This window comes from Arthrobacter sp. CG_A4, assembly GCF_035985125.1.
GTDB lineage: Bacteria > Actinomycetota > Actinomycetes > Actinomycetales > Micrococcaceae > Arthrobacter.
The window spans coordinates 54,018-70,281 of record NZ_JAXCID010000011.1; the positions used below are offsets into that span (position 1 = coordinate 54,018).

At 66.5% G+C, this 16,264-nt stretch carries 17 protein-coding genes; 6 read left to right on the forward strand and 11 right to left on the reverse strand.

Annotation, left to right across the window (positions count from 1 at the left end):
* Nucleotides 1-60: 60 nt before the first annotated feature.
* From RCH07_RS06885 to RCH07_RS06920, 8 genes are all read right to left on the reverse strand, one after another.
* Nucleotides 61-993, reverse strand: coding sequence for a type II secretion system F family protein (locus RCH07_RS06885; protein ID WP_326966720.1), 933 nt, complete (start codon nucleotides 991-993; stop codon nucleotides 61-63).
* Nucleotides 994-1,006: 13 nt separating this feature from the next.
* Entirely contained in the window at nucleotides 1,007-2,590 is a 1,584-nt protein-coding gene (locus tag RCH07_RS06890; protein WP_326966721.1) for a CpaF family protein, read from the reverse strand.
* A complete protein-coding gene (locus RCH07_RS06895; protein WP_326966722.1) occupies nucleotides 2,587-3,792 on the reverse strand; it encodes an AAA family ATPase in 1,206 nt (401 codons plus the stop codon). Before RCH07_RS06895 ends, RCH07_RS06890 begins: the two co-directional genes overlap by 4 nt.
* Entirely contained in the window at nucleotides 3,789-4,505 is a 717-nt protein-coding gene (cpaB, locus tag RCH07_RS06900) for a Flp pilus assembly protein CpaB (protein WP_326966723.1), read from the reverse strand. Before cpaB ends, RCH07_RS06895 begins: the two co-directional genes overlap by 4 nt.
* 11 nt (nucleotides 4,506-4,516) lie before the next feature.
* On the reverse strand, nucleotides 4,517-5,437 hold the full coding sequence (locus RCH07_RS06905; protein ID WP_326966724.1) for a Tad domain-containing protein: 921 nt from the start codon (nucleotides 5,435-5,437) through the stop codon (nucleotides 4,517-4,519).
* Nucleotides 5,425-5,817 carry a TadE/TadG family type IV pilus assembly protein gene (locus RCH07_RS06910; protein ID WP_326966725.1) on the reverse strand — a complete coding sequence of 131 codons (393 nt, stop codon included), beginning with the start codon at nucleotides 5,815-5,817 and terminating at the stop codon, nucleotides 5,425-5,427. Before RCH07_RS06910 ends, RCH07_RS06905 begins: the two co-directional genes overlap by 13 nt.
* Before the next feature lie 87 nt (nucleotides 5,818-5,904).
* Entirely contained in the window at nucleotides 5,905-6,114 is a 210-nt protein-coding gene (locus RCH07_RS06915) for a Flp family type IVb pilin (protein WP_326966726.1), read from the reverse strand.
* A 173-nt stretch (nucleotides 6,115-6,287) separates the two neighbouring features.
* Nucleotides 6,288-6,953, reverse strand: coding sequence for an A24 family peptidase (locus RCH07_RS06920; protein WP_326966727.1), 666 nt, complete (start codon nucleotides 6,951-6,953; stop codon nucleotides 6,288-6,290).
* A 308-nt stretch (nucleotides 6,954-7,261) separates the two neighbouring features.
* On the opposite strand from RCH07_RS06920, the gene rplM reads away from it, so the two are divergent.
* The 3 genes from rplM to glmM all read left to right on the forward strand — a co-directional run bounded on the left by rplM (nucleotide 7,262) and on the right by glmM (nucleotide 9,758).
* Nucleotides 7,262-7,705, forward strand: a complete 444-nt coding sequence (gene rplM / locus RCH07_RS06925; RefSeq protein WP_024367145.1) for a 50S ribosomal protein L13 — start codon at nucleotides 7,262-7,264, stop codon at nucleotides 7,703-7,705.
* A 38-nt stretch (nucleotides 7,706-7,743) separates the two neighbouring features.
* Nucleotides 7,744-8,250 (forward strand): 30S ribosomal protein S9, encoded by a 507-nt coding sequence (gene rpsI / locus RCH07_RS06930; RefSeq protein ID WP_301225040.1) that lies wholly within the window; start codon nucleotides 7,744-7,746, stop codon nucleotides 8,248-8,250.
* A 146-nt stretch (nucleotides 8,251-8,396) separates the two neighbouring features.
* Entirely contained in the window at nucleotides 8,397-9,758 is a 1,362-nt protein-coding gene (glmM, locus tag RCH07_RS06935; RefSeq protein WP_326966728.1) for a phosphoglucosamine mutase, read from the forward strand.
* Between the two features lie 91 nt (nucleotides 9,759-9,849).
* On the opposite strand, the gene mscL is transcribed toward glmM, so the two are convergent.
* The 3 genes from mscL to coaA all read right to left on the reverse strand — a co-directional run bounded on the left by mscL (nucleotide 9,850) and on the right by coaA (nucleotide 12,251).
* The gene (gene mscL, locus RCH07_RS06940; RefSeq protein ID WP_326966729.1) at nucleotides 9,850-10,245 is read right to left on the reverse strand and encodes a large conductance mechanosensitive channel protein MscL; all 396 of its coding nucleotides are present in this window, start codon (nucleotides 10,243-10,245) and stop codon (nucleotides 9,850-9,852) included.
* Nucleotides 10,246-10,356: 111 nt separating this feature from the next.
* Entirely contained in the window at nucleotides 10,357-11,280 is a 924-nt protein-coding gene (locus tag RCH07_RS06945; protein WP_326966730.1) for a M15 family metallopeptidase, read from the reverse strand.
* A gap of 5 nt (nucleotides 11,281-11,285) precedes the next feature.
* Nucleotides 11,286-12,251, reverse strand: a complete 966-nt coding sequence (gene coaA, locus RCH07_RS06950) for a type I pantothenate kinase (protein WP_326966731.1) — start codon at nucleotides 12,249-12,251, stop codon at nucleotides 11,286-11,288.
* A 136-nt stretch (nucleotides 12,252-12,387) separates the two neighbouring features.
* On the opposite strand from coaA, the gene glmS reads away from it, so the two are divergent.
* Genes glmS through RCH07_RS06965 form a run of 3 tightly spaced genes read left to right on the forward strand, consistent with a single transcriptional unit; the run spans nucleotide 12,388 to nucleotide 16,190 of the window.
* Nucleotides 12,388-14,280 (forward strand): glutamine--fructose-6-phosphate transaminase (isomerizing), encoded by a 1,893-nt coding sequence (gene glmS, locus RCH07_RS06955; RefSeq protein ID WP_326966732.1) that lies wholly within the window; start codon nucleotides 12,388-12,390, stop codon nucleotides 14,278-14,280.
* A gap of 4 nt (nucleotides 14,281-14,284) precedes the next feature.
* Nucleotides 14,285-14,632, forward strand: coding sequence for a holo-ACP synthase (locus RCH07_RS06960; protein WP_131682854.1), 348 nt, complete (start codon nucleotides 14,285-14,287; stop codon nucleotides 14,630-14,632).
* 43 nt (nucleotides 14,633-14,675) lie between these two features.
* Nucleotides 14,676-16,190: an NAD(P)H-hydrate epimerase gene (locus RCH07_RS06965; RefSeq protein WP_326966733.1), complete on the forward strand. Its 1,515-nt coding sequence runs from the start codon at nucleotides 14,676-14,678 to the stop codon at nucleotides 16,188-16,190.
* The last annotated feature ends 74 nt before the right edge of the window (nucleotides 16,191-16,264 follow it).

The window sequence follows — 16,264 nt, forward strand, 5'->3', positions numbered from 1 at the left end:
CAATCCGATAGCTACAACAGCCGTCGCCGACATAAAGAAACTTCTCCTCTCAGGCCTTCGCTAGAACTTGAACTGAACGACTTTGCGCAGCCACAGTCCGCCCAAACTGAAGAGGACTGCCGCGGCGCCGACCATCGCCAGGCCCAGCGGGGTGGTCACCATGGGATCCATGTACCCCGGGCTGATGACCATCAAGGCTCCCGTGATCGCCACCGGCAGCAGCATCAGGACCAGCGCCGAGATCTTCCCTTCGGCGCTGAGAGCCTTCACCTGGCCGCGGATCTGGCTCCGCTCGCGGATGGTCTGGCCCACCTGGTCCAGCACGTCAGCCAAGTTGCCGCCGACCTCCCGATGGATGGCGATGGCTTGGGCCACCCAGGAAAAATCCTCCGAGCGCATGCGCAGGGCGGCGTCGTCCAGAGCCTCGCCCAGATCCCGGCCGAGCCTCGTTTCGTTGATGATCCGGGCAAACTCAGCGGTGGTGGGGGCCTCGGCTTCCCCGGCCACCGCATCAATGGCGCGCAGCAGGCTGTGGCCGGCGCGCAGGCCACCGGCGAGCAGCTGCAGGGTCTCGTCGAGCTGTTCGGCGAATTTTGCACGGCGGCGCGAGGCCAGGAACCGCAGGATGAAGCGCGCACCGAACGGCGAAAGAAGCAGAAGGATCAACGCCGGGAGCGGACCTAGCACGGCCAGCGCTACAGCGCCGATGGTGGCCGCGCCGGCCAGTGCGAGCACCACAAATTCCGGGGCCTTCATACTGAGGCCTGCCTGTTCCAGCGATGCCGCCACCGCTGCAGTGTAGTTCCGCCGCTTCAACAGGGATTCCACGGCGGCAGTGGCACGGGCCCCCACACCCCCGGCTAAGGTGCTCCGGCCGGGACTTGCGGCGGCCCGCCGGTTGAGCAGCGTGGCCGGTCGGCGCGGCGCAACAACGAACAGGACGGCAACGCCCAGGGCCGCGTAGCTCAACAGAAATCCCAGCATCATTTCCATGACTTAGCCTTCGTCATCGGGCCCAGGCTAACACGGGAGCAGGATTGAAGATCCCGGGGGAGAGTTCTATGCCGAGTTCCGTGAAGCGGTCCGTAAACCGCGGGCGGACCCCGGTGGGCATCGGCTTGCCGAGGAAACGGCCGTTGGCATCGAGTCCCGCGCTGTAGTCGAAGACAAATGCGTCTTGAAGGGTCACAATCTCGCCTTCCATGCCCTGGACCTCGGTGACATGGGTGACGCGGCGGGTGCCGTCGCGGAGCCGGGTAAGTTGGACGATCACGTCCACGGCGGAGGCGATCTGTTCCCGGACTGCGCGCAGCGGCAGGTCCATCCCGGCCATCAGGACCAGGGTTTCGAGCCGGGCGATGGCGTCCCGGGGGGAGTTTGAGTGGACCGTGGACAGGGAACCATCGTGGCCGGTGTTCATGGCCTGCAGCATGTCCAGGGTCTCTCCGCCTCTGACCTCACCCACCACGATCCGGTCGGGCCGCATCCGGAGGGAGTTGCGGACGAGGTCGCGGATAGTGATTTCGCCTTTACCTTCAATGTTGCTGGGCCTGCTCTCCAGCCGGACCACATGGTCCTGCTGCAGTTGGAGCTCGACGGCGTCCTCGATGGTGACGATGCGTTCGCCCTCCGGAATAAAGCTGGACAGGACGTTGAGCAGCGTGGTTTTGCCCGTCCCGGTGCCGCCCGAGACGATGATGTTCAGACGGGCTTTGACGCAGGCGTCGAGGAGCTCGGCCATTTCCGGAGAGAGCGTGCCGAAGCCGATGAGGTCGTGGACCTGGAAGGGGTCGGTGGCGAATTTGCGGATTGTCAGTGACGACCCGTTGACGGCTAGCGGCGGGACAACGGCGTTGACTCTGGATCCGTCGGCCAGCCGGGCGTCCACCAAGGGCGAGGATTCATCGATGCGCCGTCCCACCCGCGCAACGATGCGCTCGATGACCTTGCGGAGGTGCGCTTCGGAGGCGAAACGGACCCTGCTGCGGGTCAGTTTCCCGTCCTGTTCGACGTAGATCATGTCCGGTCCGTTGACCATGATCTCCGTGATGCTCTCGTCGTCGAGGAGGCGCTGCAGGGGCCCGTAGCCCAGGACGTCGTCGCTGACGCCCTTGATCAGGCGTTGCCTTTCATCCTTCGTCAGCGGCACCTGCTCGGCCTCGACCACCTCGATGAGCTCTTGCTGCACCAGCGCGTGCAGTTGGTCTTCGGTCAGGGACGTATCAATCAGCCGGGTGCCCAGCCGTTCGAACAAAATGGAACCGGCCCGGTCTTTCAACTTCGCCAGGGCGTCCCTGGCCGGGACGGCCTCCGCCGGCGCGGGTTTCCGGGGACTCCCGGCGGCGTACGGGGGAGCGGGCTGGGTGGTGCCGGCCGCGCGAACGCGAGTTTGCGGTGCACGCTTGGCCGGGGCCGGGGCCGGGGCCGGGGCCGGGGCCGGGGCGGGGACAGGGGCCGGGGCAGTGGTCGGGGCCGGGGCGGGGGCCCGTGAGGGGGCCGGTGCGGGGCGGTCAGGACGTGCGGGTGCTTCGGAACGGGTCTGCTGTCCGGGAGTGTCGCGGGCAGCCTGCAGGCGCTGGGCGAGGTTCATTTGGCTCCTACCCGGTGCCGGGGCCCGAACCGCCGGGGCAGGGCTGCAGGGGCGACGAAGCGGGCCAGCAATTTTTGCAGCGCTTTGGTGGCCGGTCCGCGGACCGTCCCGTTCAGCAGGGGAGATCCCTGGTTGGTGGAAAGCGCGACTGCCCGGGAGCGCGGTATCACCACGTCCACGCTGGTTCCCAGCGCAGTCTCCACGTCGCGTAGTGAGACGCCGGCCTTGAAGTCGGCGCCGTTGAGGACCATGTGCCGCTTGAGCGGATGCATCCCCAGCTCGGCCAGCACGTCCAGTTCCCTGCGCATGCCCCGGACGCCTGGCACATCAGGACCGGTGACAAAGACGAAATCCGTGGCTTGGTCCAGAGCGGCAAGGGTGTGGTCGGACAGGCCGGGAGCGGTATCCACGACGACAAAGCGGTACTGGCTGGCCAGTTGGCCGAGCAGGTGGGCAACGTCCTCGCCGGTCAGTCCCTCGGCGGCATCGGGGGAGTCCGGGGCGCAGAGTGCATAGAGACCACTGGGATGGGCGCTCAGGAACGTCTTGAGCACCATGGTGTCCCGCCGCGCGGGACCGTGTACGGCGTCGGAAACCGAATGTTCAGCGGAGATGGCGAGCGCGCTGGCAACGTCGCCGAACTGCAGATCCAGATCCACCAAAACTGTTCCGTGCGGCGCTGACTTGGCGAGGCCCACTGCGAGATTGCTCGCGATGGTCGTCTTTCCGACGCCGCCCTTGGGTGAGACGACGGCGATGACCCGCCCGGCAGGCGCCTCAGCCTTGGTCTGTTCCACGGGCACAGCTCTGCGGTACAGCGCGGCGCTACGCACGGCACGGTGGAGCAGCGCCGCGACCTCGTCGGCACCGGCCTCCGGTTCCAGCAGGTCAAGAACTCCGGCGCGCAGGGCGGCCAGCACAACGCCGGGGTCCGGCTGAGCCGCCAGGAGCACCGCCACTTCGGGGCATTCGACGTCGAACGCCGTAGCGAGGGTCAGCGCCAGCTCCAGCGGCATGCCCGGGCCAAGGATCAGAACCTCAAGATCAGCGGGGCGTTCCAACTGGCTGCGAACGTCGGCAGGGCGCCCCGGAAGCCTGCCGCCCTGCCAGCGGTGGACGTCCCCTTGCAAGGGCCCCGTGGCGGCTGCCCCGATCCGGCCCGGCAGGCCAGGGTCATCGGTCACAACCACGTAGCGGCTCACTTGTAAATCCCGTCGCGGGTCAGCTCGCGGGTGCCATCTTCCACTGCGGTTGAGGGTTCGTCGGAGAGCCAAATAGTGCCGAATTCCTGCCCGTAGACGACCTTTTCCGCGTTCGCGGCTGTCAGTGCCAGGGTGACCAGCAAGTTCTCGGATGCGGCACCCGGGCTGGCTCCGGAGGTCGAGTCTTCCGCGGCAGGGGCGGGGGCTCCCTGCACGGCAGTGACAAGGACTTTGTGCAGCGTCAAACGCGTGACTTCCGTCTTCAAGGAAATGAAGACACCCACGGTGTCCCCGGCCTTCAGCAGTCCGCCCACCGCGCGCTGCGGCGCCAGCAGGATTGAGACCTCCTGCATCCCTGCCGGCACGGCGGTGGTCCCCGGGTCCTGCATGGTGGCCGGATCGCGGAATCGGGTGCGCAGGAGCTGTTCACCGGGTACCAGGTCCACGGTTGTGACGAGTCCGTTGATGGCTGCAGGATCGGACACGGCATCGGCCGGGAGGGCTTTTGCCGGCACTGCCTGCCGCGTGGCGCTCTGCAGCACAACGTCGGCGGGGGTGCCGGCGGGCACCGCCGCGCTGACGATCAGGACCTCGGAGGTCTGGACTCCAGCGAAAGCGCGCTGCTCTGCGCCGTTGGTGTAGGAGACCAGCAGGATGCTGCCGGCCACTGCCAGCACGACGGCCGTTACCGCTGCTATGGCTCTGCTGTTCACGCTGATTGCTCCTACAGGCTTAGTGCGACGAAGAAGGCGTTGAGCGACTTTCCGTCTAGCTCTTCAACGCCGAACGACTGGAGATCCGCGAGGGAGACCAGCGTGATGAACTTACCTTTGATTCCGGCGCAGTTATGACAGCCCGTCTCTTTTCTCTGCTCACTGGGCCAACTGTGTGCCGTGACCTTGAAGGCCGCGAAACCGTCAATGACGTACGAGACGTTGTTGCCGTTGCCGGTGGCGGTGGAGTGGATCGGAAGAAGGATCGTGGTGCCATCAATATGGCATCCCTTGGGGCCGCTTTTGCCTGGCTCGCCACCGATGACCTGGTCGACGTCGACGAAAGTCTGGCAGCTATTCTTTGCGTCTGCGTCCAGCCAGCCAAAAGCGCCCGGGGATTTGCCGCCCGGGCCGGAGCACGAAGGGGGGTCATCGGTGATCCAGAACTCAACATCTTCGCGGGCAGTCTCGAATACGCAACGGGGGGCCGTGAACGGAAACACCGTGGCCTTTGACGGGCTGCCCCACGACGCTTTTGCGACAGCCTCTACTGTGGTGGAATCTATGCCCAGCACCGGGGCAAACCAGTGCTGGACGGCACTGCCACCGTCCGGGGTGGCGGTGCTGGTCCGGACCGTCACGGTGTTGCCGGAGATGACGGCCGTAGCCGCGGAAACCCCGTCATGCGCGTTCTTACCTGCAAGCAGATTGGCCGTGGCACCGGGGTTGGCGCACCTTTTCGCGGCACAGTCCTGGGCGATGGCCAGTGCAGCGGCGTCGGCCCCGTTTTGCAGTTGGAACCTTTCCGCGTAGATCATGCCGACGTCCACCACGATTGCGGTGATGCCGAGCAACACCACCATAAAAAGTGCCATGATCACGGCCACGGCGCCGTCTTGCCCCGTGGTTCGCCGCCTGTTCAGCCGCCGCATCGCATGACCGCCCGCCCACTCAGTGGAATCGCATCGGCGAAGAGGCCGGACAGCAGGTCCACGGAGTACGTGATGGTGACCGTCACGTCCGTGGCGGCGGCGCAGGACGCCGGCGTGACCTGGACGTTTCCGGCGGTGAGCCGGGGATTGAGGTTTGGCGCCGCAGCGATCGCCGTGTTGATCGCCGCGTTGATCGCCGTGCCGGGCGGCTTCTGGATGGCCATCACCCTTACCGATTCCCGGGCGGCGGCGCTCAGCTGCAGCTGAGCGTTGAAGACTCGGCCAAACTCGATGACGCCCAGAAGAAGCAAAAGAAGCAACGGAACGATCAGTGCGAACTCGACCGCGGCGGCGCCGCGTTCAGAGGATGATCGTTCCATTGCTACTTTCGGCAGACGTAAGGGACGGGCCGCGTCCCTCGGAGGCGCCGTGGCGCCCCACGGGGGCACCTGTTCGGCCGGAGCCGGCTACTTGACGAGTGTGGTCGCTTTGCCGAGGCCGTTGAAGAAGGCGCTCAGCTGATTTCCGAAGACACTGACGCCGGCGATCATGACTACAGCGATCAGGGCGACCATGAGGCCGTATTCGACCGCGGTGGCGCCCTTTTCGTCGTTGCGAAGGCGGGACTGGAGCGTGAAACCGAGGGTGTGCAGGTTTGCTGCCAGACGAGCGAACATAAGGACTCCTGAAGAGAGATGCGGCTGGCCCAGCGCCAGCTCCAGTACATACGTTAGAACGCGCCAGGACGCTCCGGGACAGCGCTGCGCGCAACCTGCGCAAAGGCTTGACGTACGGGCTGTTCCTGCGCTGGACCTGTGCCTACGCTGGGAATTGGAGCGCTTCTGGCGGGCTACGACGTGAACAAGACAAGCCCCAGGGCCGCCGCGAGCAGAGAGGGCCCAAAAGCAACCTCGGCCGCTCGGCCTGGTATCTGCCGCCGCATCGCGACCAGGGAGACAATTCCGCCGACGACGAAGCCGAGGGCGCCGCCGTAAAATACCTGGCTCCACCCCAGGAAACCCAAGTACAGGCCCACAGGCGCGGCGAGCTTCACATCTCCCATTCCGATGCCGTGCGGAGACACGAGCGCCAGGATCAGGAATACGACGAACAAGACCGTCGCCCCGGCCACCGCGCGAAGAAACCCGAACCAATCGGTCGTGGCGGCGCTGTTGACAGCGAAGAGCGCCAGGCCGGACACGAGCATGGCGCCCACGAGCGGATTTGGCAGCAGGCGGAAGGACAAGTCGATGCGGGCCAGCTGGACGGCGAGCACGCCAAGCACCAGAAAGGCTGGCAGTGACCAGTCCGTCCCGAACCGCAGTGCCAGGGCGGCGCAGAGAAGGCCGGTCAGGGCCGCCGTCGTGATTCGTGTCCGCCTGGCCGGCAATACGCCGAGGCGGGGGAGCGAGCGGGCGATTACCAACTCGGAGAGCATCCCCGCGAACAGGCCGAACAGCCCTGCGGAGATGACGAGGAGCGGCCCGGCGCTGGCTGCTATACCTGATAAGGACACAAGGACTCCCTGACTGGAGCAGCACGGGGCGGCCGGGCTGACCGTGCACCGTGCACGGGGACATCCCATTTTGACCCAAGCGCCCGTCATCGGCTATTCTTGGTAGTCGTTGTGCGTGTCCTTTCTCGATGATGCGTGCCCGTATGAGAATCCGGTTGCAGGATAGCTACTCATCGTGCACATTCGGGACCAATAGGACTACTGGTTGCATGGAGCCCTCACCTCTGTTCCGGTAGCGCATAGATAGTAGGTGCACCTCCGCGTGACGCCTAAAACAAGAACGCCAGAACAAGAACGAGGCAAACACCGTGCGTACGTACACCCCGAAGCCCGGCGATATCAACCGCCAGTGGCACGTCATTGACGCCACAGACGTTGTCCTTGGTCGCCTCGCGAGCCAGACCGCAATCCTGCTGCGCGGCAAGCACAAGGCCACCTTTGCGTCCCACATGGACATGGGCGACTTCGTCATCATCATCAACGCTGAAAAGGTTGCCCTCACCGGCGCCAAGCTGGAGCAGAAGCGCGCATACCGCCACTCCGGTTACCCGGGCGGCCTGACCTCGGTCACCTACGCGGAGCTGCTGGAATCCAACCCGGTCCGCGCCGTGGAGAAGGCCATCAAGGGCATGCTCCCGAAGAACTCCCTCGCTGCACAGCAGCTGGGCAAGCTGAAGGTCTACAAGGGTGCAGAGCACCCCCACGCCGCCCAGCAGCCCAAGACATACGAAATTACCCAGGTCGCCCAGTAGTCCTGGCCACCAAACAACTTATCTATACAAGGAGAATCGTGGCTCAGAACGAAGAGACCACCGAGGCCGTTGTGGCTGAGGAAAACCTGACCAGCTACACCTCGGAAAGCGGTCCTGCGGAAGCAGAAGCGCCCAAGAAGGAACGCCCGGCCCTCACGGTTGCCGGCGCAGCAGTTGGCCGTCGCAAGGAAGCCGTCGCACGTGTTCGCATTGTGCCCGGCACCGGCAAGTGGACCATCAACGGCCGCGAGCTGGCCAACTACTTCCCGAACAAGCTGCACCAGCAGGACGTCAACGAACCCTTCAAGATCCTCGATCTTGATGGCGCCTACGACGTGATGGCGCGCATCCATGGTGGTGGCATCTCCGGCCAGGCCGGTGCCCTGCGTCTCGGCATCGCCCGTTCACTGAACGAGATCGACACCGAGAACAACCGCGCCACCCTGAAGAAGGCCGGTTACCTGCGCCGTGACGCCCGCGTCATCGAGCGTAAGAAGGCCGGTCTCAAGAAGGCCCGTAAGGCTCAGCAGTACTCCAAGCGCTAAAAAGCGCTCCAAGCGCATTTGGCGCTTGCACGAAAGCCCGTTCCGCCCCTGTGGCGGGGCGGGCTTTTGCCGTTGGCGCCGCCCGTCTGGTGCCCCGGACGGGCGGCCGGGCCGGAATATTGCGGCCATCGTCTAAACTTGATTCGATGTCTAGATTATTTGGAACCGATGGAGTCCGAGGTTTGGCCAATGGCCTGCTGACTGCCGAGCTGGCTTTGCAGCTGGCCCAGGCCGCCGCCGTTGTGCTGGGCCATGACCGCAATACCAACGGAACACGGCCGCGCGCCGTGGTTGCCCGCGACCCCCGCGCCAGCGGTGAATTCATTGCAGCTGCCGTCGAGGCGGGGCTGGCCAGCTCCGGCATCGATGTCTACGATGCCGGCGTGCTGCCCACCCCCGCGGCGGCCTACCTCGTGGCCGATCTGGATGCAGACTTCGGCGTGATGATCTCCGCCTCGCACAATCCTGCCCCGGACAACGGCATCAAGTTCTTCGCCCGCGGCGGCCAGAAGCTGGCAGACGACGTCGAGAACGCCATCGAAGAGCAGCTGGGCAAGGAACCGTTCCGCCCCACTGGCGGCGAAGTCGGCCGCATCCAGCGCTTCTCCGACGCCGAGGACCGCTACATTGTCCACCTGTTGGGCACGCTCCCGCACCGCCTCGACGGACTCAAAGTCGTCCTGGACTGCGCGCACGGAGCGGCCAGCGGCTGTTCCCCGCAGGTCTTCAAGGACGCCGGCGCTGACGTGGTGGTGATCGGCGCCGAGCCCGACGGCCTGAACATCAACGAAGGCGTCGGTTCCACCCACCTGGGGCCGCTGAAGCGCACGGTGCTGGAGCAGGGAGCGGACCTGGGCATCGCCCACGACGGCGACGCGGACCGCTGCCTCGCCGTGGATCATGAGGGCAACGAAGTTGATGGCGACGAAATCATGGCCATCCTCGCCGTGGCGCTCAAGGCATCAGGGAAGCTCACGGACGATGTCCTGGTCGCCACCGTGATGAGCAACCTTGGACTCAAGATTGCGCTCCGCGAGGCCGGAATCATCCTCCGCGAGACCGGGGTTGGCGACCGGTACGTGCTCGAGGAAATGCGTGCCGGCGGCTTCAACCTCGGCGGTGAGCAGTCCGGCCACGTGATCTTTGCCGATCACGCAACCACCGGCGACGGCGTTCTCACCGGCCTTCAGATTGCAGCGCAGGTGGCCCTCACCGGACGTCCGCTGAAAGAGCTTGCCAAAGTGATGACCAAGCTCCCGCAGGTGCTGATCAACGTCAAGGGCGTTGACCGCACCAGGGTGCAGGGCGACGAATCGGTGGCCGGGGCTGTTGCCCTCGCTGAAGCCGAACTCGGTGACACCGGACGGGTCCTGCTGCGGCCCTCCGGCACCGAGCCGGTGGTCCGGGTGATGGTGGAGGCGGCAGACCACGACACCGCCCAGTCCGTGGCCGAACGCCTGGCGCTGGTGGTCCGGACCGAGCTGGCCCTCGCGCTCGTCCCGGACTGAGCCGACCGAAACCGCATCACTTACGGCGATGGCCCGTCTCCTGCCGGAGGCGGGCCATTGTTATCGGGGCGGAGAAGTGACCCGGCCGGGCCTATTTCTTGAGCGCGTCGCGGATTTCGGTCAGGAGGGCGATCTGCGGGTCTCCGGCCGCTTCCTCCTTGACGTTCGGGTTGATGCCGAGCCGGCGGTTGCGGCGTTCGATCATGTGGTTCATAGGCACCACAACAACGAAATAGATCGCCGCCGCGATGAGGAGGAAGTTGACGATCGCCGTCAGCAGCACGCCAAACTTCATGTCATTTCCGTTCAGGGTGACGACGGCGAACCTGTCGAAGTTGGGCGCTCCGACCAGCCCGGCAATGAACGGCATAAGCACGCTCTGGACGAGTGCCGTTACCACCGCGCCAAATGCGGCGCCGATGACTACTGCGACGGCAAGGTCGACGACGTTGCCTTTGAGAATGAAGTTCTTGAATCCGGTCAGCATGATTCCACGGTAGCCCAGGGGCATGAACGCGGCATGGCGCGCAGCTGAGGTGCCCGGCCCGTGTCGGCCGTCCCGGCGGACGGTTTCCGCTGTTCGGCCCGGACAGGACCGCTACAGGTAGTCCGGTGCCGCTTCGAGCCCGAAGTATTCCTCAAGCGTCGCGGTGCCGCGCTGGTGCATGTCCGTAGCCGCGTCGACGCCGATGAAGCGCAGGTGCCAGGGCTCGTAGTAGTAGCCGGTGATGGGGTGCAACAGCCACGGATAGCGCACCACAAAGCCGAAGCGGTGGCCGTTCGCCGTGGCCCAGACCGCGGCCGGCTGCCCGGCGAAGCAGGGCTGGAAGCTGCACGCGCCCCCGCCGTCGCCGATGTCGAAGCACCAGCCGGTCTGGTGTTCGGAGTGGCCGGGCCGGGCGGAAGCGGTGTCGGCCTCGGCCTGTCCCCGCGAGTCCACATAGCTGTTGTAGGTGAGTGTCTGCGTCGCGAAAGACCGGTAGCCGCTGGCCAGGGTCAGTACGACGCCGGCGCTGGCTGCCGCCGCAAACATCCCTTCCGCCGCTGCCGCCGTCGTACTGTTCAGCAGGGCTGCCTCACCGGATACGGCAAGGCGGACGGACGGCTGGACCAGGTCCACCGGCACGTAAGCCGCGGGGGAGAGCGGCCGGCGCTTGTTGACCACTACCCAGGGACTCGCCGGATCGGTGAGTGAGTGCCGAGCCGCGGACCCGGCGGCGGACGGTGCCGGGGCCGCCGGCGGCGTTTCCGGTGCCGTGCCGGCGGAGGTAGCCGCGACAGACTCCGTCGGGGATATGGCTGCGGTGGACGGTGCCGCCGGGCTGGGCTCCGTCGTCGCCGTGGCGGTACCGAAGGCGGACGACGGCGGCTGCATCGGTTCTGGGGTGCAGGCGGCCAGGGCGGCGAGGCCGGATCCGGCGATCAGGAGTCGGCTGAAGGTCCGTCGGTTCGGGGTCTCCTGGGGCGGGTGGTCCCGGCTTGCCGGCGGAGTCCCGGCAGTGCCGGATCCGTCGTGGCACATCTGTGCTAAACCTTTCGCAGCAGCATGCGCCGGATGGAGTGGTCAGCATCCTTCGTGAGGACCAGCTGCGCCCGGCCGCGGGTGGGCAGGACATTCTCTTCCAGGTTCGGTTCGTTGATGCGCTTCCAGATTTCGCGGGCGGTCTGCTCGGCCTCCGCGTCCGAGAGCGTGGCATAGCGGTGGAAGTAGGACTCGGGCTGCGCGAACGCAGTGGTGCGAAGCTTGCGGAAGCGGTCCACGTACCACTCCTCAATGTAGGGGGTTTTGGCATCAACATAGATGGAGAAGTCGAAGAAGTCACTCAGGGCCAGGCCCTGGCGGCCGTCGTGCCGCGGGCGGGCCGGTGCCAGGACGTTCAGTCCCTCGACAATCAGCACGTCGGGGCGGCGCACCACCACTTCCTTGCCGGGGACGATGTCGTAGGTCACATGGGAGTACCAGGGGGCCCGGACTTCCTCGGCGCCGCCTTTGATTTCGCTCACAAAGCGCAGCAGCGCGCGGCGGTCATAGGACTCCGGAAAACCCTTGCGCTCCAGCAGCTGGCGGCGCTTGAGCTCGGCCAGAGGGTAGAGGAATCCGTCCGTGGTGATGAGCTCCACGTTGGGTGTTCCCGGCCAGCGGCGGAGCATCTCGCGGAGGACCCGGGCGATGGTCGATTTGCCGACGGCCACCGAACCGGCCACGCCAATCACGAACGGGGTGCGCTGGGTCTGCTCTCCGAGGAAGGTGGTGGTGGCCGCGTGCAGCTGGCCCGCGGCCTCCACATACAGGTGCAGGAGCCGGGAGAGCGGCAGGTAGACGTCGCGGACCTCCTTCATGTCGAGGGGATCGCCGAGGCCGCGGAGCCGGAGCACGTCCTCTTCGTTCAGGGGCTGCTCCATCTGGGCCGCGAGCCGGGACCAGGTCTGCCTGTCCAGCTCCACGAACGGGGAGGCGCCGTCGCCGTTCGCTTCATTGCGTTGCAAAGTCACCCTAGAGATTCTCCCCTCTCACGGGGCCGAGAGCGAAATGGGCCGGCCGGGCAAGCCCCGGCCGGGCCGGAGGAGGGGGCCGTTGCCTCCGCGCAGCCTTCGTTTGCGGTCCGGGAAACCCGCTAGGCTTATGCCCATGTGTGGAATCGTTGGATATGTGGGCCACTCAGCTGGCCGGGTAAATACTGGACACAATGCCCTGGACGTTGTTCTTGAAGGATTGCGGCGGCTGGAGTACCGCGGCTACGACTCGGCAGGAATCGCGGTGGTGGCGGACGGAACCATCTCCGCACGCAAGAAGTCGGGCAAGCTGCTCAACCTGCTCGCGGAGCTGGAGGCCAATCCCCTGCCGGCGTCCCTGACCGGCATCGGTCACACCCGCTGGGCAACCCACGGCGGCCCGACGGACCAGAATGCGCACCCGCACCTCTCCGACGAAGGCAAGCTGGCGGTGATCCACAACGGCATTATCGAAAACTTCGCCGAGCTCAAACTGGAGCTCGTGCGCAAGGGTGTGAAATTCCTCTCCGAGACGGACACCGAAGTGGCAGCGGCGCTGCTGGGCGATATCTACCGCAACCAGCTGGGCGGCGACCTCTCCAAGGGTGGCCTGACCAAGGCCATGCAGCTTGCCTGCCAGCGCCTCGAGGGCGCCTTCACCCTCCTTGCCGTGCATGCCGACCAGCCCGACGTGGTTGTGGCGGCGCGCCGAAACTCCCCGCTGGTGGTGGGCCTCGGCGACGGCGAGAACTTCCTCGGGTCCGACGTTTCCGGTTTCATCGATTACACGCGGCGCGCCGTCGAGCTGGGCCAGGACCAGATCGTCACCATCACCGCGGACACCGTGGAGATCACCGACTTCTACGGCGCCCCGGCCGAAGGCAAGGAATACCACGTCGACTGGGACCCGGCCTCGGCAGAAAAGGGCGGCTTCCCGTCCTTTATGGAAAAGGAAATCCACGACCAGCCCGACGCCGTCCTGCAGACCCTACTGGGCCGCTCCGACGTCCACGGCAGGCTGACCCTCGACGAACTCCGGATCGATCCGGAACTGCTCAAGAGCATCGACAAGATCATCGTCCTGGCCTGCGGAACCTCCGCCTATGCCGGGCAGGTTGCAAAGTACGCGATCGAGCACTGGTGCCGGATCCCCACCGAGGTGGAGCTCTCCCACGAATTCCGCTACCGGGACCCGATCGTGGACGCCAACACGCTCATCGTGTCCATCTCCCAGTCCGGCGAGACCATGGACACGCTGATGGCCGTCCGCTATGCCAAGGAACAGGGCGCCAAGACGGTCTCCATCTGCAACACCAACGGATCCACGATCCCGCGCGAATCCGACGCCGTGCTCTACACCCACGCCGGCCCGGAAATCGCGGTGGCCTCCACCAAGGCCTTCCTCGCGCAGATCACCGCAGCGTATCTGCTGGGCCTGTATTTGGCACAGCTGCGCGGCAACAAGTTCCAGGGCGAGATCAAGGACATCCTGGCCGATCTGGGCAAAATCCCTGCCAAGATCCAGCAGATCCTCGACAACGAGGGCCAGATCAAGGCACTCGGCGAGTCCATGGCCGACGCCAAGTCGGTACTGTTCCTGGGCCGCCACGTCGGGTTCCCGGTGGCAATGGAAGGCGCGCTCAAGCTCAAGGAGCTCGCCTACATCCATGCGGAGGGCTTTGCGGCCGGCGAGCTCAAGCACGGCCCGATCGCGCTGATCGAAGAGGGCCAGCCCGTTTTCGTGGTGGTCCCGTCACCCCGCGGCCGGGATTCGCTGCACGCGAAGGTGGTCTCCAACATCCAGGAAGTCCGCGCCCGCGGCGCCATGACCATTGTGATCGCCGAAGAGGGCGACGAAGCGGTCAAGGCCTACGCCGAGCACGTTTTCTACATCCCGGAGTCGCCCACACTGCTGGCGCCCCTGCTCAGCACGGTGCCGCTGCAGATCTTCGCCCTCGCCCTCGCCTCCGCCAAGGGGTACGACGTGGACCAGCCGCGCAACCTGGCCAAGAGCGTCACCGTAGAATAGCGCCATGATTGTTGGCATTGGCGTAGACGTCGTAGACATTGAACGGTTCGGCCGGCAGCTGGAGCGCACCCCCGGGTTGCGCGACAGGCTGTTCGTCCCCGCAGAGCGCGAACTGAATACTCGGTCCCTGGCGGCACGGTTCGCCGCGAAGGAGGCCGTGGCCAAAGTGCTGGGGGCGCCGGCCGGCATGAACTGGCAGGACTGCTGGATCGGACTGGACCAGAACGGCCCCACCGTGCAGATCAAGGGCACGGTGCTGGCCGTGGCAGAATCCAAGGGCGTCAAGCGCTGGCACCTGTCGATAAGTCACGACGGCGGGATCGCCACCGCAACCGTCCTCGCCGAGGGCTGAACAGCAACGTCCGCAGCAACTGCACCGCGAATGGACTGGAACCATGATCAGCGCCTACACCGGAACCCAGATACGCGCGGCTGAGAAGAGGTTCCTGGACGATGGTTTGGGCGCTGTTCTGATGCAGCGGGCCGCCTACGGGCTGGCCAACGCCGTCGTCCGCGAACTGCACAGCCGCGGGAGCCGCCTCTACGGTGCCAGCGTGACCGTACTCGCCGGCAGGGGCAACAACGGCGGCGACGGCCTGTTCGCCGCCGCGCTGCTCGCCGGCCGGGGCATGCGCACGACGGCGGTGCTGACCGCGGGCGGGGCCCACGGGGCCGGACTTGCGGCGTTTGAACGCGCCGGCGGCCGGGTGGTTCGGCTTACTCCGGAAAACGTCACCGAAGTATCGGCAGCCGCCGCGCGGACCGACGTCGTGTTGGACGCGGTCCTTGGAACCGGCGCCCGGGGCGGGCTCCGGGGCCCCGCCGCCGCCCTGCTGGACCGGCTGCAGGGTTCCCGGCCGGGCCTGGTGATCGCCTGTGACATCCCCAGCGGGGTCGATGCCGACACGGGCGAGGCCCACACGCCCGTGCTTGGCGCGGACCTGACGGTGACTTTTGGCGCCGCTAAAGCGGGCCTGCTGGCCGACCCAGGAGCGGACTTCGCCGGACGCGTCCATGTCATCCCGATCGGCATTGAATCGGCGTTGCCGTCGCCTGCTTTGCGCCGGCTGGAAGCCGAAGACCTTGCCCTGCTGCTGCCTCAACCGGAACGGCGCTCCCACAAGTACTCGCGCGGCGTGCTGGGTGTGGTGGCCGGCTCGCGGCGGTACCCCGGCGCCGCCGTCCTGGCCTGCAAAGGCGCCCTGGCCGCCGGCGTCGGCATGGTGCGGTACCTCGGCCCGCCGGAAGTCGCGGACCTGGTCCGCCGGGCCTGCCCCGAGGTGGTGTGCGGCCCGGAAAGCCCGGCGGAAACCCATGTCCAGGCCTGGCTGCTAGGTCCGGGACTCGACGAGGACGCCCATGATCAGCTGGACCGTGTCCGCGAGGCGGTAGCCACCGGGCTTCCGCTCGTGGCCGACGCCGGAGCGCTGCCGGCCCTGCCCCGGGTTCTCGCCCCGCACATGGTCCTGACGCCGCACGCCGGCGAACTGGCCGCCCTGCTGGCGCGGTACGGCGCGGAACCGGGCCGCGCCGGGGTGGAGAACGCAACGCTCGCCGCCGTCGTGCAGGCCGCGTCCCTGACGGGAGCCACGGTGCTGCTCAAGGGCGCCACGACCCTCGTTTCCGCCCCCACGGGAACTGTCTTCAGCCAGGCCGAAGCCACCCCCTGGCTGGCCACGGCGGGCAGCGGGGATGTCCTCGCCGGCGTGCTCGGAGCGCTGCTTGCACAGCTGTCCGGAAGCGGCGAGGCGTTCGCGGCGCACGGGATAGCGGGATCGGACCGGTGGGCAGCGACGGCGGCAATGGCCGCGAGCCTGCACGGCCGGGCCGGAAGCGCCGGATCGGCCGGGGGGCCGGTGACCGCCACCGCCATCGCGGAGTTCGTCCCGGCGATCCTGCGGGGGCTGTAATGAAGAGGAGACCCGGCGCCCCGACAGGGATGCTAACCCTACTTACCAGTAGTCTGTCTAGAGATTGTCCGCAT